The 25,204-nt window shown below is 33.5% G+C and carries 24 protein-coding genes; 12 read left to right on the top strand and 12 right to left on the bottom strand.

All coding sequences use genetic code 11. The annotated features are described in order from the left end of the window. Positions 1–26: 26 nt before the first annotated feature. The 7 genes from DZ60_RS0113365 to DZ60_RS0113395 all read right to left on the bottom strand — a co-directional run bounded on the left by DZ60_RS0113365 (position 27) and on the right by DZ60_RS0113395 (position 7,277). On the bottom strand, positions 27–557 hold the full coding sequence (locus DZ60_RS0113365) for a hypothetical protein (protein WP_152537433.1): 531 nt from the start codon (positions 555–557) through the stop codon (positions 27–29). 172 nt (positions 558–729) lie between these two features. Then, complete coding sequence (locus DZ60_RS0113370; RefSeq protein WP_025742570.1) at positions 730–1,893, bottom strand: sigma-54-dependent transcriptional regulator; 1,164 nt, start codon at positions 1,891–1,893, stop codon at positions 730–732. A gap of 190 nt (positions 1,894–2,083) precedes the next feature. Next, the gene (locus DZ60_RS0113375) at positions 2,084–2,977 is read right to left on the bottom strand and encodes a mechanosensitive ion channel family protein (RefSeq protein WP_034229666.1); all 894 of its coding nucleotides are present in this window, start codon (positions 2,975–2,977) and stop codon (positions 2,084–2,086) included. Between the two features lie 4 nt (positions 2,978–2,981). Further along, positions 2,982–4,280, bottom strand: coding sequence for an ABC transporter permease (locus DZ60_RS0113380; protein WP_025742572.1), 1,299 nt, complete (start codon positions 4,278–4,280; stop codon positions 2,982–2,984). Then, positions 4,273–5,202, bottom strand: coding sequence for an ABC transporter ATP-binding protein (locus DZ60_RS0113385; protein ID WP_025742573.1), 930 nt, complete (start codon positions 5,200–5,202; stop codon positions 4,273–4,275). Before DZ60_RS0113385 ends, DZ60_RS0113380 begins: the two co-directional genes overlap by 8 nt. Positions 5,203–5,594: 392 nt before the next feature. Further along, on the bottom strand, positions 5,595–6,713 hold the full coding sequence (dnaJ, locus tag DZ60_RS0113390) for a molecular chaperone DnaJ (protein ID WP_025742574.1): 1,119 nt from the start codon (positions 6,711–6,713) through the stop codon (positions 5,595–5,597). Positions 6,714–6,719: 6 nt separating this feature from the next. Then, entirely contained in the window at positions 6,720–7,277 is a 558-nt protein-coding gene (locus DZ60_RS0113395; RefSeq protein WP_025742575.1) for a nucleotide exchange factor GrpE, read from the bottom strand. 159 nt (positions 7,278–7,436) lie between these two features. Here DZ60_RS0113395 and DZ60_RS0113400 point away from each other — a divergent pair, with 159 nt between their 5' ends. Continuing rightward, positions 7,437–8,108: a YceI family protein gene (locus DZ60_RS0113400; RefSeq protein WP_025742576.1), complete on the top strand. Its 672-nt coding sequence runs from the start codon at positions 7,437–7,439 to the stop codon at positions 8,106–8,108. Between the two features lie 152 nt (positions 8,109–8,260). On the opposite strand, the gene DZ60_RS0113405 is transcribed toward DZ60_RS0113400, so the two are convergent. The 3 genes from DZ60_RS0113405 to DZ60_RS0113415 all read right to left on the bottom strand — a co-directional run bounded on the left by DZ60_RS0113405 (position 8,261) and on the right by DZ60_RS0113415 (position 10,567). Beyond that, positions 8,261–9,163, bottom strand: coding sequence for a TIGR01777 family oxidoreductase (locus DZ60_RS0113405; RefSeq protein ID WP_025742577.1), 903 nt, complete (start codon positions 9,161–9,163; stop codon positions 8,261–8,263). Positions 9,164–9,368: 205 nt separating this feature from the next. Next, positions 9,369–10,058 carry a tRNA (5-methylaminomethyl-2-thiouridine)(34)-methyltransferase MnmD gene (mnmD, locus tag DZ60_RS0113410; protein WP_025742578.1) on the bottom strand — a complete coding sequence of 230 codons (690 nt, stop codon included), beginning with the start codon at positions 10,056–10,058 and terminating at the stop codon, positions 9,369–9,371. After that, positions 10,058–10,567 (bottom strand): DUF4920 domain-containing protein, encoded by a 510-nt coding sequence (locus tag DZ60_RS0113415; RefSeq protein WP_025742579.1) that lies wholly within the window; start codon positions 10,565–10,567, stop codon positions 10,058–10,060. Before DZ60_RS0113415 ends, mnmD begins: the two co-directional genes overlap by 1 nt. Positions 10,568–10,750: 183 nt before the next feature. Here DZ60_RS0113415 and DZ60_RS0113420 point away from each other — a divergent pair, with 183 nt between their 5' ends. Continuing rightward, complete coding sequence (locus DZ60_RS0113420; protein WP_025742580.1) at positions 10,751–11,818, top strand: branched-chain amino acid aminotransferase; 1,068 nt, start codon at positions 10,751–10,753, stop codon at positions 11,816–11,818. Positions 11,819–11,906: 88 nt separating this feature from the next. Here the strand turns inward: DZ60_RS0113420 and DZ60_RS0113425 are convergent, their stop codons facing one another. Continuing rightward, positions 11,907–12,293 (bottom strand): pyrophosphohydrolase domain-containing protein, encoded by a 387-nt coding sequence (locus DZ60_RS0113425; protein WP_025742581.1) that lies wholly within the window; start codon positions 12,291–12,293, stop codon positions 11,907–11,909. A 613-nt stretch (positions 12,294–12,906) separates the two neighbouring features. Between DZ60_RS0113425 and DZ60_RS0113430 the strand changes: the two genes are divergently transcribed. The 6 genes from DZ60_RS0113430 (at position 12,907) to DZ60_RS0113455 (ending at position 19,409) form a co-directional block, all read left to right on the top strand. Next, a complete protein-coding gene (locus DZ60_RS0113430) occupies positions 12,907–14,250 on the top strand; it encodes a hypothetical protein (RefSeq protein WP_025742582.1) in 1,344 nt (447 codons plus the stop codon). 262 nt (positions 14,251–14,512) lie between these two features. Then, on the top strand, positions 14,513–15,217 hold the full coding sequence (locus tag DZ60_RS0113435; protein ID WP_025742583.1) for a hypothetical protein: 705 nt from the start codon (positions 14,513–14,515) through the stop codon (positions 15,215–15,217). Between the two features lie 11 nt (positions 15,218–15,228). Beyond that, positions 15,229–17,004, top strand: coding sequence for a tetratricopeptide repeat-containing sensor histidine kinase (locus DZ60_RS0113440; protein WP_025742584.1), 1,776 nt, complete (start codon positions 15,229–15,231; stop codon positions 17,002–17,004). Continuing rightward, positions 17,001–17,627, top strand: a complete 627-nt coding sequence (locus DZ60_RS0113445; RefSeq protein WP_025742585.1) for a response regulator transcription factor — start codon at positions 17,001–17,003, stop codon at positions 17,625–17,627. Before DZ60_RS0113440 ends, DZ60_RS0113445 begins: the two co-directional genes overlap by 4 nt. Positions 17,628–17,731: 104 nt before the next feature. Beyond that, positions 17,732–18,592 carry a hypothetical protein gene (locus tag DZ60_RS0113450; RefSeq protein WP_025742586.1) on the top strand — a complete coding sequence of 287 codons (861 nt, stop codon included), beginning with the start codon at positions 17,732–17,734 and terminating at the stop codon, positions 18,590–18,592. 28 nt (positions 18,593–18,620) lie between these two features. Then, positions 18,621–19,409, top strand: coding sequence for a hypothetical protein (locus DZ60_RS0113455; RefSeq protein ID WP_025742587.1), 789 nt, complete (start codon positions 18,621–18,623; stop codon positions 19,407–19,409). 85 nt (positions 19,410–19,494) lie between these two features. Here the strand turns inward: DZ60_RS0113455 and DZ60_RS0113460 are convergent, their stop codons facing one another. After that, positions 19,495–21,543: a dipeptidyl-peptidase 3 family protein gene (locus tag DZ60_RS0113460; protein WP_025742588.1), complete on the bottom strand. Its 2,049-nt coding sequence runs from the start codon at positions 21,541–21,543 to the stop codon at positions 19,495–19,497. A gap of 207 nt (positions 21,544–21,750) precedes the next feature. On the opposite strand from DZ60_RS0113460, the gene DZ60_RS0113465 reads away from it, so the two are divergent. The 4 genes from DZ60_RS0113465 to DZ60_RS0113480 all read left to right on the top strand — a co-directional run bounded on the left by DZ60_RS0113465 (position 21,751) and on the right by DZ60_RS0113480 (position 25,107). After that, positions 21,751–22,785: an SRPBCC family protein gene (locus DZ60_RS0113465; protein ID WP_025742589.1), complete on the top strand. Its 1,035-nt coding sequence runs from the start codon at positions 21,751–21,753 to the stop codon at positions 22,783–22,785. 35 nt (positions 22,786–22,820) lie between these two features. Further along, a complete protein-coding gene (crcB, locus tag DZ60_RS0113470; RefSeq protein ID WP_025742590.1) occupies positions 22,821–23,186 on the top strand; it encodes a fluoride efflux transporter CrcB in 366 nt (121 codons plus the stop codon). A 53-nt stretch (positions 23,187–23,239) separates the two neighbouring features. Further along, positions 23,240–23,578, top strand: coding sequence for a P-II family nitrogen regulator (locus DZ60_RS0113475; protein WP_025742591.1), 339 nt, complete (start codon positions 23,240–23,242; stop codon positions 23,576–23,578). Between the two features lie 428 nt (positions 23,579–24,006). Beyond that, a complete protein-coding gene (locus tag DZ60_RS0113480) occupies positions 24,007–25,107 on the top strand; it encodes an outer membrane beta-barrel protein (protein ID WP_025742592.1) in 1,101 nt (366 codons plus the stop codon). Positions 25,108–25,204 lie beyond the last annotated feature (97 nt).

Raw genomic sequence — 25,204 nt, forward strand, 5'->3', positions numbered from 1 at the left:
GTATTTACACTTTATAATTATACCTATTAGTTGTAAAAATCATAACTGAACCCTATCAAGAATGTATGATATCTTGAGCCTAAACTTTTGACATTAAGCTCTCCAAATATATGTATAGGGTCAGAAAGTTGATGTAATGCCCTTATCTTTATTTGCGCTCCATGTATCATACCTCCTGTCTGTAAACTTAGAAAGGCATCATCCTCAAAAAACTCAAAATCATTAGCATCATTACCTACATAACCAATACCCGCTGTTATCGTAGTGGGGTACCAATTGAATAAAATTAAATTAACCCCTAAGGCAAATTCATTATAACCTTCATATTCTTGATTTTCTTTATTCGAAGTGATGGCCAAGGATCGATTATATTCTGCCATAAAAGTTGTTGAACAATTAAAAGCATATTCTATTCTTAAACCAAGTCCAAACTCCTTTTCTTCACCAAAGTTTTTTGACGCCACCAGACCATAATTCATAGCACCTATATCATATTGCGCATAAGAAACATAGCCACTACACCATAGCAACATCAACAAAAATATTCTTCTCATCATCTTTTTATTAATTCGAAGTGTTTCTAGTAAGTCGCACATTAGATATTAATACTTACAACCTCTGGTCAAACCTACAAACAAAAGCTATAAAAGGTAAAAATCAGTGATTTTTCATAATCCATGGTACTGCTACCTTTTTTTTAGAAAAAGATAATCTACAGACACAATTATATTACTTAGAAGCAAATAATCGAACATCTTCTTCACTTACCTCGGTTCCTCCCAAAATAATTAAACGTTCAACTACATTACGAAGTTCTCTAATATTTCCCGTCCAATCATATTGTTGTAATTTTTTGATAGCCTTAGGAGAAAACTTCTTTATTGGGGAACCTTGTTCTCCTGAGATTTTCTTTGCAAAATAGGATACTAATAAAGGAATATCATCTCTTCGATCATTCAGTGCTGGTACTTTGACTAAAATTACTGCCAATCTATGGTATAAATCTTCTCTAAATCTATTTTCTGCAATTTCTTTTTTGAGATCTTTATTGGTGGCTGCAACTACTCGTACATTTACCTTGATGTCCTTATCATTACCTACACGTTGTATTTTATTTTCTTGTAGTGCTCTAAGTACTTTTGCTTGTGCAGAAAGACTCATATCCCCAATTTCATCTAGAAATATGGTCCCACCGTTTGCGGCCTCGAACTTACCCGCACGATCTTTATTTGCAGAAGTAAATGCTCCTTTAACATGACCAAAAAGTTCGCTTTCTATTAATTCCTTTGGGATTGCTGCACAATTAACTTCTATCATCGGTCCCTTAGATCTATCACTTTTCTGATGAATCCAATGAGCAACAAGTTCTTTTCCTGTTCCGTTAGGTCCTGTTATTAAAACTCTAGCGTCTGTCGCCGCAACCTTTTCTATGATCTCTTTAATATCAGAAATAGCCTTAGACTCTCCTATCATCTCATAATTTTTTGAGACTTTCTTCTTGAGCATTTTATTTTCTACTACCAATTCTTTTCTATCGAGCGCATTTCTTACGGTATTCAATAACCTGTTCAGATCTGGCGGTTTAGAAATATAATCAAAGGCTCCTAGCTTCATTATATTTACAGCAGTATCTAAGTCTCCGTGACCAGAAATCATGACAATAGGAATCTCAGGTTTTATCTTCTTAATAGCCTCCAGAACTTCTAAACCATCCATTTTAGGCATTTTGATATCGCACAAAACAAGATCATAGTCATCAGATTTTATTTTTTCAATCCCCAAAAGACCATCTTCGGCTTCAGAAACTTCATAATTACTACTTTCTTCGGATAAAATCTTTACAAGCACTCTGCGAATTGCCGCTTCGTCTTCGATAACTAATATTTTTGCCATTGTGTTTTATATTTTTCTGCCACGTTATAGCGGCAGTTAATTTTTACTATTTTTATCTGAGTCTAAAATAATACTCTATATCAAATATGTTTTAGCAACAAACGTTCCAGAAAGAATAAACCTGTTATAAGCACATCTTAGTCCGCTGATTTTCAAATAAAAAACATCAGAATTATAAATATCCCAATATTTATGATTTAAAAACGGTAACCTCACGTTGAGGAAAAGGAATACTGATATTATGTTCTCGAAACAGCCGATCAATCTCGAATCTCATTTCACTTTTGGGGATCCCTGCCATAAAACTATCATTCATAGTAAAGATCAAAGTAAAATCAAGTGAACTCTCTCCAAAATCTGTGAATAATACGAGCGGTTCGGGATCATTAAGTGTTTTTTCATTTTCTAAAGCTACTTTGAATAGCAATTCTTTTACTAATGGCACATCGCTGCCGTAAGCAACTCCAATCTTAATAGACTCTCTTGTCACCGATCCATTTTGGGTCCAGTTATAAAGAGTAGAAGTCAAATATTTATGATTCGGTATAATCAAGACTTTGTTATCTCTGGTAACTGCTCTTGTAGTTCTTAATTTTATCTCCTCTACTCTACCTATTTTACCCTCAATATCTATAATATCACCTACATGAACTGTCTGATCTATGAAAATAAAAACACCAGAAATGATATCCTGAATTAAGGTCTGTAATGCGAGTCCAACACCTACTAATAATGCTGCTGAAGCCGCAAAAATCGCAGTAATATTAAATCCTATACTATCAAGTGAAATAAGAATAACAATAATATAAACAAAGTACTTCGAAAATGAAAAAACAGAGTCAAATTTTATTTTATTTTCATCCTGCAGTTTCCTTGTCACAATTTTCTTAAAAAATCTCAGTAAAAAGGAAGTTATGATTAGGATAAAAACAATAAAAACCAATAAACGTACTGTTAATATGATTTTATGTCCATCTGATCCAAAATCAAGAATTCTGTAGTTTAAAAAATCTACTATAATATCCCAAACACTTTTAGGAATGACCTGTTTAACCTGTTCTGCAATTTCTTCCTGAATCAACATAAAATCAATACTTTAACCATTTAAACAGCTCTTTATAACTAGGTTTCTTACCATACATTAATATACCTACTCGGTATATTTTTGCAGCAAACCAGATCATAAAGATAATACTTCCGAATAATAGAAGAAAAGATATTAACACTTGCCACCAAGGTACTCCGAATGGTATTCTCATAAGCATTACTATTGGTGAGGTAAGCGGAATCATAGAAAATATAGTAGAAACAGCACCATGGGGATTATCAATAACCGTAAAGAAACCTACATAAATACCTAGCATCAAAGGAAATATAATAGGCAACATAAATTGTTGAGAATCTGTTTCATTGTCCACTGCGGCACCAATAGCTGCATAAATTGAACTGTACAAAAAATAACCGCTAATAAAATATATAAAAAATGATGTCACCAGCATCCCCAATGGTAACTTAAGAATATCTTGAAGTATTAATTGTATCTCTTCTTTACTTTTACCTGGAATTTCTATCGATTCTGCTGTCTGGATTCCAGAGGCATCCAAGCCAAAGACATAGGGTAAAACAAAAATCAAAATAGTTCCTAAGACTAACCATATAAAAAACTGCAATATTCCTGCAAAGGAGGTTCCTAATATTTTACCCATCATTAATTGAAAGGGTTTTACAGAAGAAATTATAATCTCTATAATACGATTAGCTTTTTCTTCGATTACCGAACGCATTATCATATTACCATAAATAACAATAAACATCATTAACAAATAGCCCGCTGCTCCTCCAAAAATCATTTTAATATAGTTAGACATCTTAGATGTTCTCTCTCCCATAAAATTCTCTATCTGGATACTAACCTCGGCTTTCGAGTCTTTGATAACCCCAATATCTAATCCCTTTTTTTGAAAGTTTTGGTCTGTTAATTTACTAGAAATAACACTTTCTAAACCTGTCAGAATTTCTGCATTTGGGGATTCATCTGTATAAAACTGTATAGAATTCGCCAATTCACTATTCGAAGCCTTATTAGGTATATAAAGCAAACCATATAATTGATTTATGACCACAGAGTCTTTTGCATCATTAAGAGTAAGCTCGCTGTAGTCCAAATAATCAATAGTATCTGAATCTTTAAAATCTGAAGTAAACATTCCTGTTTCATCAAACAAGACAACAGTATGTAACTCTCCCTTATTGATTGTAGTTAACCAAGTGATTAGCATGATCATTCCAACAAAAATCAAAGGACTTAAAAAAGTCATCATTACAAAAGTTCTATTGCGAACTCTGGCAATAAACTCTCTTTTTATAATTAGCTTGAGTTTATCCATTATTTGTTATTGTTTTTATAAATATCTCATTTACTTCCGGGATCACTTCATTAAATCGTAATACCTGTCCTTTCGTTGATAAATACTGCAATAGATCATTCGATGTCCCCTCTTTATCTAACGTTATTTTCATTTTTAACTGGTCATCTATAGCTCTAAAATCTGCTCGCTCTGCTATGAATTGATCATTTATCGCTGCATACAATGCATCATTATCTTCTGTCAAAACGCCCACCTCGAAAGTATTTGACCTATAAGCTCGTTTTATATCCGACACTTTCCCTTCTAAAATCTTCTTTGACTTATTTATTAAAGCAATATGGTCGCATAACTCCTCTACACTTTCCATACGATGGGTAGAAAATATGACGGTGGCTCCTTCATCCCTTAATTGAAGTATTTCATCTTTTATAAGGTTCGCATTGATTGGATCAAAACCGCTAAAGGGTTCATCAAATATTAACAGTTTGGGTTTGTGAAGTACTGTCACTATAAATTGTACTTTCTGAGCCATTCCTTTTGAAAGTTCTTGGATCTTTTTGTCCCACCAATGCCCAATCTCAAATTTATCAAACCAATACTTAAGTCTTTCTTTAGCCTCATTTTTACCAAGCCCTTTAAGTTGGGCCAAATAAAGTGCCTGTTCTCCAACCTTCATCGACTTATATAGTCCTCTTTCTTCTGGTAAATAACCTATGTCCCTTATATGAATTGGTTGCAATGGTTCATCATCAAGATATACGCTTCCTTCATCAGGAAGTGTAATTTGATTAATAATTCTGATCAGAGTAGTTTTACCTGCACCATTAGGACCTAGCAATCCAAAAATACTACCTTTAGGTACTTGAATAGAAACATCGTTTAGCGCGGTAAAATTTCCGAATCGTTTTGTGGCATTCTTTACTTCTAAAAGATTGACCATAATTAACTGATATTTAATTTTTTATTTACTGTATCCCCTAATATCATTTTGTTTTTTTTAAGAACTGTGCTATTTATTATTTTAATATTCCTAAAATTAGATTTATACGCAGTTACTTTTTTGTAACGGCAGAAGTTTAAAACAAAGATGCCCCTTAATTGCATCCAATTATCGCCAGAAAACCTCTCTCATTTATCCCTAATTTTTATTCTAACAAAAACAAAACCCACCCTGAATACGAATATTAAGGATGGGAAAAAAATTGCTATGAAAAAGAAAAATTATCACTAATTAATTAGTGATTTTTCAAATATACAAATTTTTACTATTCAAACGCTCATAGAATTGAAGGATTCTCAATGCACATTAATTACACAAACTCCTTATTTCTACTAAGAAAACATATCTTTTACTTTTTCAAAAAATGATTTTTCGCCTGTTTCAGGATTGGGTCTAAAATGCTCATCCTTGGACATTTTTTCAAAAAATTCTCGTTGTTCTTTATTCAATGTTTTTGGTGTCCACACATTTACATGTACCAAAAGATCTCCTTTACCATATCCATTAAGACTAGGTATCCCTTTACCTCTGAGACGTAAAATTTTTCCACTCTGCACGCCTTCTTCAATCTTAATACGTACTTTACCTGATACCGTATCAATCTCTCTCGATGCACCTAAAGCAGCTTCTGAGAAGCTTATATACATATCATAATGCAAATTATTACCTTCTCGCTGCAATTCTGCATGCTCTTGCTCTTCTATAGCTATCAATAAATCTCCCGCAATACCATTACCGGGTGCTTCATTACCTTTTCCGGCAACTTTTAATTGCATACCATCTTCTACTCCAGCTGGTATCGTAATACTTACTGTTTCTTCTGAAGCCTTGAGTCCTTGAGCATCTGTTCCTGCAGGTCTATGATCAATAATTTGACCAGAACCTCCACAAGCAGAACAAGCTGATGCTGTCTGCATACGTCCAAGAATCGTATTCGTTATTCTAGTTACTTGTCCTGTTCCGTTACAGGTACTACATGTACTATAGGTTGTTCCCGGCGCTTGAATTTTTCGTTTTACTTTGATTTTTTTCTCTACCCCGTTTGCTATTTCTTCTAAAGTAAGTTTTACACGAATACGAAGGTTACTTCCTTTTGTTCGTCTTTGTCTTCCGCCGCCGCTAAAACCGCCACCAAAGCCACCGCCGCCAAAAATGTCTCCGAATTGGCTAAATATGTCATCCATATTCATACCGCCACCACCGAAACCGCCGCCAAAACCGCCGCCACCTTCGAATGCTTGATGACCAAATTGATCATAACGTGCCTTTTTATCAGGATCACTTAACACTTCATAAGCTTCGGCTGCTTTTTTAAACTTTTCTTCTGCACTCTTATCTCCAGGGTTTTTATCAGGATGGTACTCTATAGCCTTCTTTCGATATGCTTTTTTGACCTCTGCTGCCGTAGCTCCTTTACTTATCCCTAGTATGTCGTAAAAATCTTCTTTCATAACTTCTTATTGACCGGTTACTACTTTAGGAAATCGTATTACCTTATCTCCTAAGGTATATCCTTTTTCTATTACATCTACAATCTTACCTTTTAGATCTTCACTAGGTGCAGGAATTTGCGTAATTGCTTCGTGATTATCTGCATTAAAAACATCGCCTGCAGATACGACAACTTCTGCCAGTCCTTTTCCTTTTAGTGTTTCTTTTAACTTGTTATGAATTAATTCAACACCTTTGATCAAATCCTTATCCTCAGACTTCTCTATTTCTTTGGCTGCACGATCAAAATCATCTAACACAGGCAGCATAGACTGTATAACATCCTGACTAGCAGTCTTAAATAACTCTAAACGCTCTTTAGATGTTCGTTTTTTATAATTTTCAAACTCTGCAAAAAGTCGCAGAAATTTATCTTTTTCTTTCCCAAGCTCTTCTCTAAGCTGTGTTTCTACATCTACTTCTTCTACTGGATTTTCTTCAATTGGGTTTTCTTCAACCTTAGTATCAAGTACTTCTTCTACTTGATCTTTTACATCTTCAGTATTTTTATTTTTCTTACTCATGTAACGTGTACCTTTTATAAGTTCTCTTTTTTGAAGATGCAAAAGTACTGCCATTTTTAATTTAATGTCATAATGTCACAGGAATATTTAGTATATATTTAAGAATATTCGTTTTCAAAAAAAATATTTTTAGATTCTCTAACAAAAACTAATGCTATTATGAAATTTAAATTGACCTCTGCAATTGTAGTCACATGTCTAGTTCTAACTTCAATTTCTTGTAAGAATGAGAAAAAAAATGAGTCTGAAGTGACCATTTCCGAAAACACAGTAGAAACACCGGTTGTTTCTTTACAATATGCTGTAGATAAAACATCAAGTATCATAGAATGGACAGGAAAAAAACCAATCGGCCAGCATACGGGGACTATACAAGTCATCGATGGGGCTATAAATACTAAAGAAGGGAAAATACAAAATGGAACTTTTACTATAGATATGAATTCTATTGTTGTAACTGACCTCGAAGGAGATAAAAAAGCAGGTCTAGAAGGTCACCTAAAGGGTGAAGGAGAAGGAAAAGAAGATCATTTTTTTAATGTTGCCAAATATCCATCAGCGACCTTTGAAATGACACATATCACAGAAAAAGAAGGTAAAACTTTCGCCGAAGGTAATTTAACCTTAAAAGGAGTTAAGAAAAATATTGCCTTTCCTGTTTCTGTGACAACTTCAGAAAATAACATCAGTCTCAATAGTGACGTATTTACAATTGATCGCACACAATGGGGTGTTAATTACAAATCCAAATCCGTAGTAGAAAATCTGGGTGACAAATTCATAAATGATGATATCGAACTAAAAATAAGCGTTAAAGCAACAAAAATTTAAAAGCTACTTTATTGACATTCTACAAAGGTTGTACTCGCTAGTACATGACATTAATTAGGTAAGTACTGCCTTTGTAGATTTGTAAAAACAATACTAATTATTTATACCGCAGCAGAGAGTTTCTCTACACTAGAAAAAATCAAGTATACTCCTTATAAAAGTGATGCCACAGCGTGATCAATAGAGTCATAGTCATAAACAAATCCAAGGTCAGAGATTTTATCACAACTAACACGTTGACTAGAAAACAATAATATATGCATTTCTCCCAACATTAGTTTCATTGCTAATTTGGGTACATTGGGTAAAATTATCTTTTTGTTTAATTTCTGGGCAATGGTACATGTCATTTTTTTATTTGACACAGGATTGGGCGCTACAGCATTGAATGTACCTACCAGTTCTTTCTCAATTACGAATACAAACATTCGAGCTACATCATCTACATGTATCCAACTTTGCCATTGATTACCATTTCCGAAAAATGCTCCAAAACCTAATCGAATTGGCCTTTCTATTTTGGGGAACGCTCCTCCTCTATCAGAAAGAACTAATCCTATACGTAGTAGACTAACCTCTATATCCAAGGTATTAAACTGGTGTATTGAATTTTCCCATTTTCGAACAACTTGACCCAAAAAACCATCCTCCTCGAGGGTCATATCTTCGGTATAATAATTCTGAAATGAGTCAGGATATATTCCGATAGCGCTTGCCGAGACTACGTGACGTATTGAGTGGTGTATATTTTTCAGCGATTCTAAAAGCAAAGATGCTGATGCTACCCTACTTTCTATAATTTCTTTTTTATATGACGATGTCCATCGTTTTGCTACTGTCGCCCCTACAAGGTTAATAACCACTTCAACATCCTCAAAACATTTGGTATCTATTTCTCTATTCTGAAGATCCCACAAGAACCCTTTATAATTTGGTTCGGTTCTTATCTTAGCCTTATTCGTAGTCAAATAATTAACATCAATCCCTGATTGATGACATAAACTAACGATTTCCTTTCCTATAAGGCCGGTGGCACCAGTAATTAAAACTTTCAATTGATCATTTTTTAATAATTAGTATGTGTTTACTACTCAATGCAAAAATTCTAACATTCTGTAAAACTTTTTTTTAACAAAAAAGACATATTAATAGTTATCACAAAATACTTAAGGTATCAAATAAAACCAATTTCTTTTTACAGTTTTAACATTCGTTTATTATTTCTAAAAAAAGAAGATTATCAAATAATTGATTTACAGATCATTTTATTTTTGTAGCCCTCAACATTTCTCTTTTTCCTGGTGGCCCAGGCAATCTCTCTACATTAAACCCTACTGCTTGCATTGCTCTTCGTACACTTCCCTTTGCTGCATAAGTAACTAAAACTCCATTACACCTAAGTGCATTATACATTTTTTCAAAAACCTCTTCGGTCCAAAGTTCTGGTTGCACTCTCGCTCCAAAAGCATCAAAATAAACAAGATCAAAACAGTTTTGATCGGTTATTTCTCTAAAAAACTGCTTACGTTTGGTAAGGGAAAATATGGAAGATATATCAGTAGGGATTTCCCAAGGCACCTCATGCAAATTATCAAAAACACTCTGATATTCATCTGCAGACAAAACCTCTACATAATTCAAGTGTTTTTGTTCTTCTATCGATACAGGATATGCCTCTACTCCAACATAATTAACCTTTTGATTATTCTTTTGAGCTTCGAGAAAGGTTATGAAAGCATTAAGCCCTGTACCAAAACCAATTTCTAAAACACTCAATTCTCTCTGAGTATTTGTAGTAATTACTTGATTGTACCCACTTTTTAAAAATACATGTTTTGCTTCATTGATTGCTCCATGCTTAGAATGATATTGCTCATTAAGTTCTGGAAAATGAATTGTTGTAGATCCATCAGAAGTGGTTATAATTTCTCTTTTTACTGTTTTATCCATTATTCTTTTATCAAAACACCATCAGCAACGAACGAATATGTTCTTTTGGGTACTGTAATAGCTGCAATCTCTTCTTCCGTTTTTGCTGCATCCTGTGCATAATGACGTTGCTCTTCTACAGAAACTTCATTTATAAATGCTTTCCCCTGAACTATTACAGTGTCCTTTTCTATATCCTGAGGGACAAAAAAACCATACTCTTTAAACTTAACCATAACTTCTTCTTCAGCTATTGTAAGAGGAATGGTCATCCAACACCCTTTGGCTTGACAAACACCATTAACAGTTCCCATAAACGTTACCGCCAACGTATCACCCTGCTTCAATGACTTATAACGAGTTGTCATTTCATTTGTACTTATAATATCATTGGTCATTACTTTTTGACCAAACGACTTATAATTTGCAAAGTTGTTATCATTTGAAGATATCGTTCCAGATTTATCACTCGATGAATTGCATGACAAAAACATTAGTGATCCAATAAAAAATATTACCTTTTTTTTCATTTTTATATATTCTACTTATCTTTTGTAAAATTAAGCAATTTTAAAATTCCTATTTTAACAGAAAAAAGTATTTTTGTTTAAAATATCAGCGGCTTTTATAGTAAGTATTTAATTAAAAACATACTAAAAATACTATAGTAATCGTTGATATTAATTTTTATAAACTTAATAAATAAGTATCGGATGAAAAATGCAGTTCCACAAGCAATTGAGATCACAAGAGCAAGCACGTCCAAAATTGGACAAGTAGATTTTGAAAACCTAAACTTCGGTAAAGTGTTTACAGATCATATGTTTGTCTGTGATTATGTCAATGGTGTGTGGCAGACTCCTAAAATTGTTCCTTATGGGCCATTAACAATGGACCCTTCTGCTCGAGTATTTCATTACGGACAAGCGGTTTTTGAAGGAATGAAAGCATATAAGGACGACAAAGGTGATACTTTTTTATTCAGACCGGATGAAAATTTCAAACGTATTAATAAGTCGTCTGCGCGATTGGCAATGCCCGAATTCCCTGAAGAGTTTTTCTTTGAAGGGTTAAATACGTTATTAAAATTAGAAAATGATTGGATCAAACCTGGTTTTGGCAATTCTTTATATATACGCCCTTTTTCAATTGCAACACAAGCTAGTGTTTCTGCGTCAGAGGCCGATGAATATAAATTCTTAATCATTTGTTCGCCAGCACAGTCCTATTACAGTGGCGATGTCAGTGTATTGATTGCTGAAGAATACAGTCGATCTGCCAGTGGTGGTATTGGATATGCAAAAGCAGCAGGCAACTATGCTGCTCAGTTCTATCCTACCAATCTTGCAAAACAAGAAGGATACCAGCAGATCATTTGGACAGATTCTAACACGCATGAATTTGTAGAAGAAGCGGGAACAATGAATGTATTTTTTAGGATTAATGACACCCTATTAACAGCACCCACAAGTGATAGAATTCTGGATGGCGTAACTCGTAAAAGTTTGATTGCCATTGCAGAAAAAGAAGGAATTACTGTAGATGTACGCCCTGTAAAAGTCAGTGAAATTGTTGAGGCTGCAAAAAATGGTAGTCTTAAAGAAGTATTTGGTGCAGGTACTGCAGCTGTAGTAAGCCCTGTCAAAGCTTTTGGTTATAAAGGTGAGCATTATGAAATCGAAAAACAGGAAAACTCCTATGCTTCGCATTTTAAAGATGCATTAATGAATATACAATATAACAAATCAGAAGATCCTTTTGGATGGAGAGTTAAAGTTTAAAAGTCGAAATTTAGAAAATAGATCTTCATTTCTATTAATAAAAAAATCCCGAAAATTAATTTTCGGGATTTTTTATTTCAAGTATTTCTTATTTCTCCAGAATTTCCTTGATGTTAGGTTTAAAGTAATTTGGACCTTTTAGAACCTTACCATCTTCGCGATAAATCGGTTTACCATCTTGTCCTAATTTACTCATATTACTTCTTTGTATTTCACTAAAAACCTCCTCAATTTTATGCTGCATACCATGCTCTATGATTGTCCCGCACAAGATGTATAACATATCCCCTAAGGCATCTGCAACCTCTATCAAATCATTACTCTGGGCAGCTTCTAGATACTCTTCATTTTCTTCTTTCATTAAGTTAAAACGAAGTGTGTTTTTGGCTTCTCCTAAATCAGCCATAGGCTCATTTTTATATCCTATCTCAAAAGCTGTATGAAATTCTTGTACAGCAGCAATTTTATCTTTCATCTATTTCTTTTAAACAATTATCTTTGCCGTAAAAGTAATAAAATATGTTTAGTACAGGTCAGTTAGTATTTGCAGGATGTTTTGTAATCGCATTTATCGGTTTAATGATTTTTAGCTATCGCAAAGACATCAAACTACATCGCAAATATTACAAAGGCAGTATTTTCATATTAATTGGTTTTATTATATTTATCCTATTACTATTTGGGCTTAAGACATATTTACAGCCTGAGTAGACTTAAGCTATCCTTAATTTTTTTATACACTTTTTACCTTTAATTTTCAGGTAGCATACTAGCTGTTCTACTAATTCAGGAAACTAATGCCCCCATGCTGAAAGAATTTATACCTAATCCAAAAGGAAAGAAAACACTAAAAACAATCTGATATACCCCAACATCAAACCAAAAGAACTACATCTATTTGAATAATCTTTTTACAATAGTTTTAAATTATACTATCAAAACTAATTAATCTCACAATTGGTGAAAATATATTATTCATATATATTTGTTTTACAACATATTAAAATATGAGAATCATAGCGACAATACGGTTCTTCTTTTGTTTCTCTTTCATTTTTCTTAGCTGTTCAAGAGATAAGGTATCTGAGATGGATAATCAAAATCAAGAAGAAGAAAATATTTCAACTCCAACCGATCAAGAAGGTGAAGAAGAAGATAATGAAGGAGGTACAGAGAATGAAGAAACTCTTGATGTCCTTAGTATTTATGATGACACCATTGTATTTAACTTCTCAGAAAAGTATACCGTGGGACAATTTGCTAATGGCGATTATTGGGTGCATAATGATGGTAGCGATGTAATCATAACCGATATTTCTCCCGCCTCTACCACCATGTCTTCTGGAAGAGTAATTAATGGGACCATGCTAAACCCTGAGAACTCTAGTAATCAAGGCTATGACAGTGAATCACGGGATATGCAATTTGAAGCCTCTTTAAACATGGATCCAGGATTCTTAGAGACAGATTTAGTGGTGCAACCAAATACATCTGTTGTTAAGTCTATTTCAATGGAAAGTGATGAAGGAAGACCTATAATCAAAGATGCAGTAGTACTTACTGTACTTACAAAAACACCTCCTGAGGGATCTTTTCGACCACCATACACTGGTACTGATAAAAATATTATTGCTACTCTTGCAGATGTAGACTATAGTGCATTAAAGACTTATCCCAAATTAGGAGATGAACCAGATATCGCAGAGGCCCAAAAAGATTTTGAGCGTGTTTGGTTAGAACACTGCACAGAATGGACACAAAGAGATATTCATCCTGATAATAATATGCCCGCTTATGGAAGAGATATGGCTGCAACATCCGGAAGAGGGTTAGTTTTATTGCAATTAGATTATACAAACTTAGAAAAAGAAAAGCTTCTCATTGGCATGATACAATATGGCATAGATATATACGGAGTTGCAAAATCTGGTGGAGTTTGGTACAATAACGGAGGACATAATCTCGGACGAAAAATGCCACTGTTGCTTGCTGCCAAAGTTCTTAACAGTGAAGAAATGCTGATTTATGCCGACAAAGAGGAACATTTTATTTTTCAGGATGACCAGCAACATTTTTATGTCTCTCAAGTAGAAGTTGATATCACTAACAGCAGTGATTGGGCCCCAGATCCTAGAGCTGATTTAACAGCGTATACCGCATCTGATATTGGGATACCCGAATGGGGAATACGACATACGGATAGACCGCAAGCAGACAATGCTAACTGGGGAGCAACCTACAGACATGTAAACGGACCTTCTCAATTTGCTCATATTCTGGCAGCAAACCTTATGGATGTTAAAGATGATTGGAACTGGTCACCCGTATTCGATTACGCATCTAGATATTATGAAATAGAAAAATCTGGAGAGCTAGGCAACGATTATTTGGTCAATCTTTGGGAAGCATATGTAATACCGAATATGGACTAGAACTCGTACTTTCATATTAATTGGTTTTTATTATATTTATCCTATTACTATTTGGGCTTAAGACATATTTACAGCCCGAATAAGTTTGATTCACCCCTAGTTTTTAAACAATAACAATATTTTTATACAGCTACCATTTTTGGCATGTTGCCTGAATTTCTTTTGGTTTATTGTAACTGAAAGATAAATATACCCTGTGTTGGGTATGGAGTAATACTGTTGTTTTTTGGAGTTTTGGAGTATAACTAAATAACTAAAAAAAATGAATTCTAATACATCGATTAACATGCTATGGATTGCCATACTGACACTACTTTTTATTGGATGTAGAAATCCTAAAAAATCTGAATCAAAAAACACAACCGAAAGCACAACTTTTCAAACGAATACACAAGTTAATTATGGACTTACAATACAAAAGATAGATGGCAGGCGTTATGAAACAAATCGTATGCCTTATAGATATGAAGTTTCTGGAAAGTATGACATTACGAATAATTATATTGATATTGAAATACCTGTTTGCACAAATGATTTTCTGATTGATAGTATTATCAAAAGACCCATAAAACACAAAAAGAAACAAGCACTGCTTATTGTACTCAAAAACGGAAATCCAAACCCTACTATTGACACAATTCCAAAATTTATTCTAAAAGGGAAACTTTCTTTTGCTGACATTGGCTTTAATATTCATGACCTTAGAAGACAAGAAGATCTAGAAATAAAGACATATATACTTCATGATGAATGTTTTGAAAGCAAAGAGAATTTAATCCGATCATATTATCGAAAAGATCTAAAAAGTTATTATGATCAAGGAAGAACAAGAAGAAGAGGAATATTACGTAGAACAAGAAGAAATTTATTAGATATCAAAGATATCTGCAAAATTCCTAAAGAAATTGGTGTTGAAATATTACAACCCAGGGAAAGCGGTGGAGGGGTTATATCAAGTATTAATTAAAGTTATATCAATTGATAGTCAAAATACACATACTTGTTCTGCTAATCCTTCTGAGTAATATTACTATTGCACAGAAGGATTCATTAATTGATTCATTTATACATTATAATCAAAAAGAACAGTATTCAAAAATTGTTGACTATTGGGAGTCTAACCAATTTGGAAAAACGAATGAACAAAGTCTAATTTTGATTGAAGTGGCCATTGCATATGAAAACCTTAACAAGGAAGATGTTGCATTTATTTATTACCAAAAAGCTTTAAAAATTTTCATTGAATCAAAAAATCAAGACAAAATTATAGAACTTAACCTAAGAATATATAAACTTCTGGATAGTCAATTAAAAATAGAAATCGATAAAGAGATCTATTTTAAAGAATTTGAACGATTAGCATTAAAATCTAATACCCCAAAATGGTTAGCCGAATTATATCATATCTATGCCGTAAGAAATTTTGAGAACAAAGATTTTAAAATCCCCAAAGGTCACTTTCTAAAAGCACTAAAAAACTTTAAGCTCACAAAAAACAACAAAAAAAGAATTGCTGCAACATATGCTAATATCGGATTACTTCTACTTAATACTTCTGAGCAATTGGATTCTGCAAGACACTATCTGCAAAAAGGTCTAAAAATATCTACTCAAGAAAACGACAAAAACACTTCTTGGAATATATACCTTTCCATTGGCAATAGTTATAAAATGGATAAAGAATATCACAAAGCAATCAGTGCATACCTTAAAGCAGACTCCTTGAATATCAAAAAGTATGCACTCAACAAAAAAAGAATTCTTTACTTTCTTATTCAAGAATGTTATGCTAAAACAGGGGATTATAAAAAATCCCATTTCTACTTAGATCAATACGACATAATAAAAGACAGTATTAACCTTACTAAACAAAACACCAATATTTCTGAGATAAAAGAGCGGTACAACAATGAAAAGCTTAGAGCCGATAATCTGCAAATAGAGTCTCAACGTATCCAGAACAGAAACTTATTTATTGGTTCATTAATCCTGCTAATCTTTGGTGTAATAACTGCTTTTCTTCTTCACAAAAACACCAAACGAAAACAGCGTATTGCCGAACAGGAACGAGAATTACAAGTTCAAAAAACAGAAAAACTGCTCAAAGATCAAGAATTATCAGCTATTGATGCTATGATCTCTGGACAGGAAAAAGAACGACAACGTCTGGCTAATGATTTACATGATAACCTAGGAAGCACACTTGCCACAGTAAAACTTCATTTTGAACATTTAAAAAACAATAGAGAAAACCCTAAGGTTAAGAATATCGAGGAGCTATATACCAAAACCAATACCTTACTTGATGAAGCCTACCAAAAAGTACGTACCATTGCTCACGAAAAAAACAGTGGAGTCATGGCTAATCAGGGATTATTACCAGCTATCAAAAATCTGGCAAAAAAAATATCAAACAGAGATGATCTAAAAATTGAAGTGCAAGACTTTGGATTAGAAGAACGACTGGATAATACATTAGAAATTTCAATTTTTAGGATAATTCAGGAATTGATTACTAACGCCATTAAACATGCAAAAGCCTCAGAGATTATAATTTCTCTAACCAACCACGACTCCTTGCTTAATATCATTGTAGAAGATAATGGTAAAGGATTCGATGCTCAAAAACTCCCAGAAAAAGAAGGAATGGGATTAAAGAGTATCGAAAAACGTATTGAACATCTAGAAGGAACCTTCGAGATTGATTCTACCCTAGGAAAAGGAACTAATATCTTAATGAATATACCAATATGATTACTGTAGCCATTGCCGAAGATCATCAATGTCTTATCGACGGAGTTGAATTACTTCTGCGTTATGAAGACGAAATTAGTATCGTTGGGATGGCTAATGACGGCGAAGAACTTCTATCTATCGTAAGAAAAAAACAGCCCAAAATCGTGTTAATGGATATTAGAATGCCCAAAATTGATGGTATTGCAGCAACCAAAATCATCAAAAAAGAATTCCCACATATCAAGATCATAGCTTTCTCTATGTTTGATCAGGAAGATGCCGTAAGACAAATGGTTGTGGCAGGCGCAAAGGGCTATTTACTAAAAAATTCGCCATTAGAGGAAGTACTTACCGCAATACACGAAGTCATAAAAGGAAATACCTACTATGATGCGACTATTGACCCCTCTTTTTTCTCAGAAAAAAAGACGCAACGAGTAAAAAAACAATTATTATCCAAAAGTGAACGTGAAATCTTAACTCTCATCGGACAAGGAAAAACCTCATCTGAGATTGCTGCGATACGCTTCAATTCTGTCTCTACCATAGAAACGCATCGCAAAAACATAATTAGAAAACTCGGTCTTAAAGGCAAAGGTGAATTGCTGCGCTATGCCATTGAAAAAAAGTACGATTTCTAACAGAAAAATGCTTGCTATCTCAAATATACCCTGCTATGGGTATTTTTTTGTGCTTGATTCTAGGGTAGATTTGGTGTGTATCAAACAACTAAATTATAGAAATCATGACAGCACAATACTTTACAAAACTTATAATCAGTGTAACTATATACTTGATTATTTGTCCATTTATCCATGCGCAGGATGATGCACTTAACATCGGAGGAAACTACTATTTTCTTGTCAATTATTCAGCGCAATCCGAAACTCCGATAACCGCTCTAGAAAACGCAGCCAATACAATAGAAGTAAAAAAAGGATACTTTATAACCATATCGGATATCACTGAAGAAAATGTAATTTTTACATTTTGGAATTTTGATAGTAGTGCCGTCCAACCAATAAATGGTTTCAGGAATAAATACGAAAAATACAACGAGCTAAACAAAGATGAAAAAAAGTACTTCACATTATCAAAAGAGAAGTTTAAGCAAATAACCAGTCCTTATTACCGACTTATTCGGAAAATAGATGCCGGTATTTACACAATTCCTTTTAAATTCAGGATGAACGAGTTTGAAATAGAATCTAATGTATCTCTAGGAACGAATCTTATATTTCAACTAGGTCTTAATAGAAAATCAAAAAATTCTATTTTACTTGATCTTACTGGTGGGCTTGCTCTTACCAAAATTGATCTAAATGCAGGAAATAGTGATATCGGAAAAGAAAACACCCTATTTGCAGACGAAGAGTCCTCTTCAAAATTTGCCTTCACCCCATCTATAGGCACTATTATTCATTTAACAAAAAGCGTAAACATTGGGGTATTTTATGGGTGGGATATCTTTAGCAAAAAAGATCGAATCGTAAACTGGAAATACGAGCGAAAACCATGGTTAGGCTTAGGTATAAATATTGGGTTTACCAATTCTTCCGAAAAAAACAACAACGAACCAAAAGAGCAAACGGAAGCTCCTCAATAGCAATAATTAATTACAAAATCTTAGTATCATGAAAACAAAAAAAATATACACTCAAGAACTGTATCGCCAATTTGGATATTTAGCCACATGGAATCCAGGAACCCCTATGGCATTAGGAGACATCGGAATTATGAGACAAAAACAATTTACAAAAATTGGCAATGTATCGGATCTTGGAATTTCATTTGAAATAGAAGAAGATATTACACCGATTGATTTAGAATTTTCTTCTGAAGGAGCCGTATCTGTCTCAACAAAATTATCTGGCAGTCCAACCTTAGCGGGTAGTTCTCTTAGTGACATCGATGCGGGTATACATGTTAAATTCTCTAAAGAAAATGCAATTTTATTTAAAGCAAATGAGACCAGAACGCCCGCTATCAAAAATCAAATTAAACTGGGAGAGGAAATCATTGAATTATTCAAAGCAGGAAAATGGGATAAAAATTGGGTTGTTATTACAGAACTGGTTACTGCTGATAGTGCCAGCATTTTAATTTCTAGTTCGAAGGAAGCTTCAATAGATATAAAAGTTTCGGGCGAAATCGGTACTAATCAATTAGACATCGCAGAAGCAGAATTAGGACTTGAGGTCAAGTTTTCAAAAGATTTAAGCACGAAATTTATTGCAAAAACAGGTTTGACTCCTTTATTTAAGGTATCAAAAATAAAAAGACCTTTCTTAGGAACACCTATATTTAAGGCTAAAGGAATTACATCCATGGATTTAGCAACCCCACAAATGGCCTTAGAACACAATGAATTATTTTTCTTCGATAAAGCCGACTTTGATTTTGAAGAAGAAGTCGAAATGTAATTGATGAGAAAACTTTTTTTCAACAAAAAAACCCCACAAGTCTCAGAAACTTGTAGGGTTTTATATTCTCTTAAAAATTCAATTCTTAATTTACCTCGGGCAAGAAATTATAATTCTTACTGTAGTACAACATTTGAGAGACAAAATCCTCAGGCTGTGTTACATTAATTTTGGTAATTTCTCCGTTTCCATCCATTTCTGGAACCAAAACAGGATTCACAAAACCGCTATAAGGTGCAGATGTAAACTGTTCATTTCGCTTTAAGATTTCGGCATGTAATGTCTGATCCACTTTTACTCCGTAATCCTCTACCAAAGCTTCAGCTGCTTTAAAATCTCCTTCAGATTTGATACGCTGTGTTTCGCGCAATAAACGTCCGAAAATCTCACGCAATTTTTCGTAATCAGTAACATTATAATACGTTTTTCCTTCACGAGTTACTTTTTCGATTACATTCTCTTTGGTTCCTTGCTCAAAAGCCCAAGCACTCACCCACTGACGGTTTCTCATATGTGCTTCTTCTACATCATCTCCTAAGTTTAAACGAATTAATTGGGTCATTAATCCATTCCTAATATATCCATCATATGCTGCTTTCCCGACTTTCTCCCAATCTTCTACTAATCCTAATTCCTGTAATTTAGGATCCATTAGATAATACAAACCAACCAAATCAGCTCTACCCTCTTCTATAGTAGAGGCATAATTTTTTAAGGTTTCTTTGGTTTCACCCACTCCCGGATTTAATTGTCCAGAAGCGTGACCAATAACCTCATGTAATGCAGTATGGAGCTTATCTGCTAACTGTCCATATGTTTCTTCTAATTCAAACTCTTCATCATCATGAACAAATTCTTTTAGTCTGTCGGATCCTCCTGCATTAGAATATGCTTCTATAATGTTACCCAGAGAAACTGATTTTGATCCCACTTCAGCCCTAATCCAATTCGCATTGGGTAAATTTACTCCAATCGGAGTACTAGGTGATGCATCACCTGCTTCCCCTGCGACCGCAACAACCTTATAAGAAACACCAACAACACTATCTTTTTTGTGTTCTTTAATTAATGGCGCATTATCCTCAAACCATTGCGCATTTTTTGATAAAACCTCCATTTTTTTTGACATATCAAAATCTTTTATTTCTACAATGGTTTCATAAGATCCTCGATATCCCATAGGGTCATTATAGACCTCTATAAAACTATTTATGTAATCAATATTACCTTCTGTTGCTGCTGTCCAAGCGACATTATAATCATCCCAGATTTGTAAATCTCCAGTTTTATAATACTCGATCAATAGCCCCAGAGCATCTCCTTGCTCTTTATTTTCTGCTACTTCTTTTGCTTTTTCTAACCATTTAACAATCTCATCAATAGCAGATCCATAAAGCCCGCCTGATTTATATACTCTTTCTTTTAACTCCCCATTTTCTTTTACTAATTGAGAATTTAGACCATAGGATAATGGTTTATTTTTGTCAGGAGATTTCATTTTCGCATAAAAAGATGCTACATCCTCATTGGTGACCCCTACTCCGTAAAAGTTAACAGCAGATGATGCGATATTATCAATTCCTTTGGCTTGATTTACTTTTTTTGCATCCTCATCATTAAAAATAACATTGTATACCTCTTCGGCGACCTCTGTATCTGTCGCTGCAAGAAGAGAACTGAAATAATCTTTACTAAACCCAGGACTCAATTTATCATTGCTATAATGATGATGAATCCCGTTAGAAAACCAAACTCTTTTAAGATATATCTCAAATTCTTTCCAGTCATTTGAATTCTTATCTCCTTCATATGAGGTATAAATTTTTTCTAAAGCTTTTCTAATCCTGAGATTATATCTATAGTTTTGATCCCACATAATATCTCTACCACTCAAACCAGCCTGTGTGAGATAGTAGACCAATTTTTGTTCTTTTAATGTGAGATTATCCCATCCTGGAATCTGATATCTTAAAATTTTGAGGTCTGCAAACTGCTCTACCTGATAATCAAATTTCTCAGTTGCTGCTATTGGCTCCTCTAGTTTATCGGTTTCTTCTTTTGTGTTTGGGTCTTTTTTACAAGCCACCATTAGACCTATAATGGTAATAAAAAATAATATTCTGTTGAGTTTCATGTGCGTTAATTTATTGTTTTTAATTCTAAAATAGCATCAATAGTAATTCCCTAAATCCTTGTAAAAATTAATATTACTAACAAGGATCAAATTTTAAGTACAATTGACGATATCGCAATTATTTTTCTGTTATCACAAATGTAACAAAATAAAAGGATGTTAAAATTGATTATATTAGCATATCAAATCATCTAAACTGACTAAAAAATGAAAATAATAAAGTATTTATTTTTCCTATTATTATTAGTTCTAATTGGTGGCGCAGTATATATTGCTACCATCGACGGTAAATTTCAAATAGAAGAAAGCAGAGTTATTGAAGCCCCGGATGAACTACTATTTAATACTATTAACGAATATAAGACCTGGGATAAATGGGGTCCGTGGATGGATACTTCTGATGATCTTGTTATGGAATACCCAGAAAAAACAAGTGGATTAGGAGCGTCTTATAGTTGGAAAAGTGAATCACAGGGTAGTGGAAAAATGGAAACAGAAAAAATCTCTCCATTTAGTAGTATAGATCAAAAAATTACTTTTATAACACCAATGGGTGAAAGCATTAGTGATGTATACTGGAAATTTGAAAAAATAGAAGGAAAAAAGACAAAAGTAACTTGGGGAATGAAAGGAGAGCAATCCTTTATGGACAAGGCTTTTTGGGCAACACAGGATAGCACTTTATCGCAAAACGTAAAACCAATGTACGCACGCGGGTTAGAAAAACTAGAGGCATATGCTAACGAAAAAATGAGCCAATATTCTGTTCATGTTGATGGTGTAACAGAACATGGCGGTGGATTTTATATGTACAGTGCTACTGCATCTTCTATTGCTACGATACCAGAAAAAATGTCGCAAATGTTACCTCTTGTAAACAATTATATGAGGCAAAATAACTTACCACAAACAGGAATGCCTTTTACATTATATAATGAATATAATGAAGAGCAAGGGACTGCGATCTTCTCTACAGGGATCCCAACAAGAGACAAGGTAGTTCCTCCGAAAGAAAGTACGGTTTTATGTGATTTTATGCCTAGACAAAAAGCCGTAAAAACAACCCTTAAAGGAGATTACAAAAACCTAAAAGAAGCCTGGGAAAAGGGATATAAATATATTGAAGAAAATAATCTTGAGATAAACCCAGAAGCAGCTCCTTTTGAAGTATATAGAGTAGACCCCAAATTGCAACCTAATCCAGCAGAATTAGTAACAGAAATCTACGTACCAATCTTGTAATTTTTTATTAGCAAAGTATTAAACTGGTATAATTAATGAAGCAGGTACTATTTGTATTTTTAGGAGGTGGCACTGGTAGCGTGGCTCGATATTTTATTAGCAAATATCTTAATAGTAATACTACCGGAATCCCTTATGGAACTCTCGTTGCTAATGTAACAGGAAGCCTTCTTATAGGAATCATCTTAGGACTAGCTCTTAAGAACAATGTAATATCACAAAACACCTTACTTTTTCTGGCCACTGGATTTTGTGGAGGGTTTACCACGTTTTCTACCTTTGCCTATGAGAATCATTTATTACTAAAATCAGGAGATTTTGTAAACTTTGCAATCTATACAATAGGATCATTTGTAATCGGTTTCCTTTTTGTGTTTTTGGGAATGTTCATTACTAAATAATACTACAAAACATCTCGATTTGAAAGAAAAAATCATAAACTTTAAAAACAAATATGAAAAAAATTGAAGCAATTATACGCAAGTCAAGGTTTAAAGCTGTTAAAGATGCTTTACACGAAATTGAAGTAAATTTCTTTACCTATTGGGATGTTACCGGAGTGGGGAATGAAAAAAAAGGGAAAGTATATAGAGGAATTACCTATAACACTTCGGATATTCAACGTAGATATCTATCCCTTGTTGTTTCTGATGAATTCGAAGAAAAAACAATCAAAACCATTATTGAAGCCTCTAAAACAGGAGAAGTAGGTGACGGTAAAATATTTGTGTCAGATATCAATAATACATATAGAATAAGAACAGAAGAAAAGGGCGAACAAGCATTATCTTAGGTTTTATCCTGTAGACGATGGTTTCTGCAATAGTACTTTTTTTTACCATTGTACAAATTTTAATAATTCATATACTAAGTTTATTACATAAGCTATAAATACTTACTATTTTGCAGTTTTTATTTTGATTCCTTTTATCTAAAAAGAATCAATTTTAAAAAAAATCAAAAATCGGGAAAGTGAAACAAGAAAAGAATATGTATTAAATATAGTAAACTGGATTAAAAAGTTTTTTATAAGAATTTAATAAAAATGTAGCTTTTCAAATTCTTAAAAAATCACTAAATAAACGTTAAACCCTAAATTTTTGAGGGCATATTGTCAAAAAACAATAAAAATTAATCTATATCCCCTAATTTTTATGGATGTAAAATTCTTTTATCTAGTTTTACATCAATTAAAAACAATTTCAACAATTAACATTTATTATGAAAACAAAAACACTAACAAATCTTTTTAGAAAAGTATGTCTTTTGGGGTTAGCACTAGTTAGCTTTACAGCAATTGCTCAAGAAGAAGCGCCAGCTGCGGCAGAAGAAACAAAATGGTATGATAATTTTTCTGTAAGTGGATCGGTTGACACGTACTTCAGAACTAATCTTACAGCACCAAATACCCTAATAGATTTCGGTGACGATGATATTTCATTTATGGCACCTGGAACTTCTTTTGCGAATCAATCTGGTTTTTCATTAGGTATGGTAAATACAGTTATTAGCTACGAAGGTGAAAAAGCTGGTTTTGTAGCAGATCTTGTATACGGACCAAGAGGAGAAGATGCAGTCTTTTTATCAGATGATTCATCTCAAATAGTTAATCAGTTATACGCATACTGGAATGCTTCAGAAAGTGTAACATTTACTATTGGTAACTTCAATACATATTTAGGGTATGAAGTAATTTCTCCAACAGGAAATTTCAACTACTCTACATCATATATGTTCTCTTTCGGACCTTTCTCTCATACAGGTATAAAAGCTGATTTTGCCCTTAATGATAACTGGTCTGCAATGCTTGCAATCATGAATCCAACAGATTATACTGAAAACAATCCGTTTGATACATATATAGTAGGAGCTCAATTAGGATATTCTAATGATAGTGGTAGTGCATACTTAAACTTCAGATATGGTAACGAAGGTCTTCCTGGTCCATCTGAACCAACTTTCCAAGCTGATTTAACTACAGGGTGGGACGTTTCTGAAGATTTCTATTTCGGATTCAATGGAACTTACCTTGACACTGATGGAGAAGGTTTCTATGGTGCAGCAATATACCCACAATACCAAACTTCTGAAACTTTTGCTTTAGGGTTAAGAGGAGAGTATTTTAATGTATTTTCTGGAGTTGATGGAGTTGATGATGTAGATGTAACTGCAATTACTTTAACTGGAAGCTATGAAGTAGGTAGCTTAACATTTAAGCCTGAATTCAGAATTGATTCTTCTGATGATGCATTTTTAGATAAAGATCTAGAAGTAACAAATAGCCTTTCTTCTTTCGTATTAGGAGCTATTTATTCTTTCTAAACAACAAGAACAACCCAAAATAAATAAAAACCGTTTGCCTTTGGCAAGCGGTTTTTTTGTTGTTTTAACTGTCTTGTCCTGAAATAGCGTTACAATT

It is taken from the genome of Aquimarina pacifica, assembly GCF_000520955.1.
Taxonomy (GTDB): domain Bacteria; phylum Bacteroidota; class Bacteroidia; order Flavobacteriales; family Flavobacteriaceae; genus Aquimarina; species Aquimarina pacifica.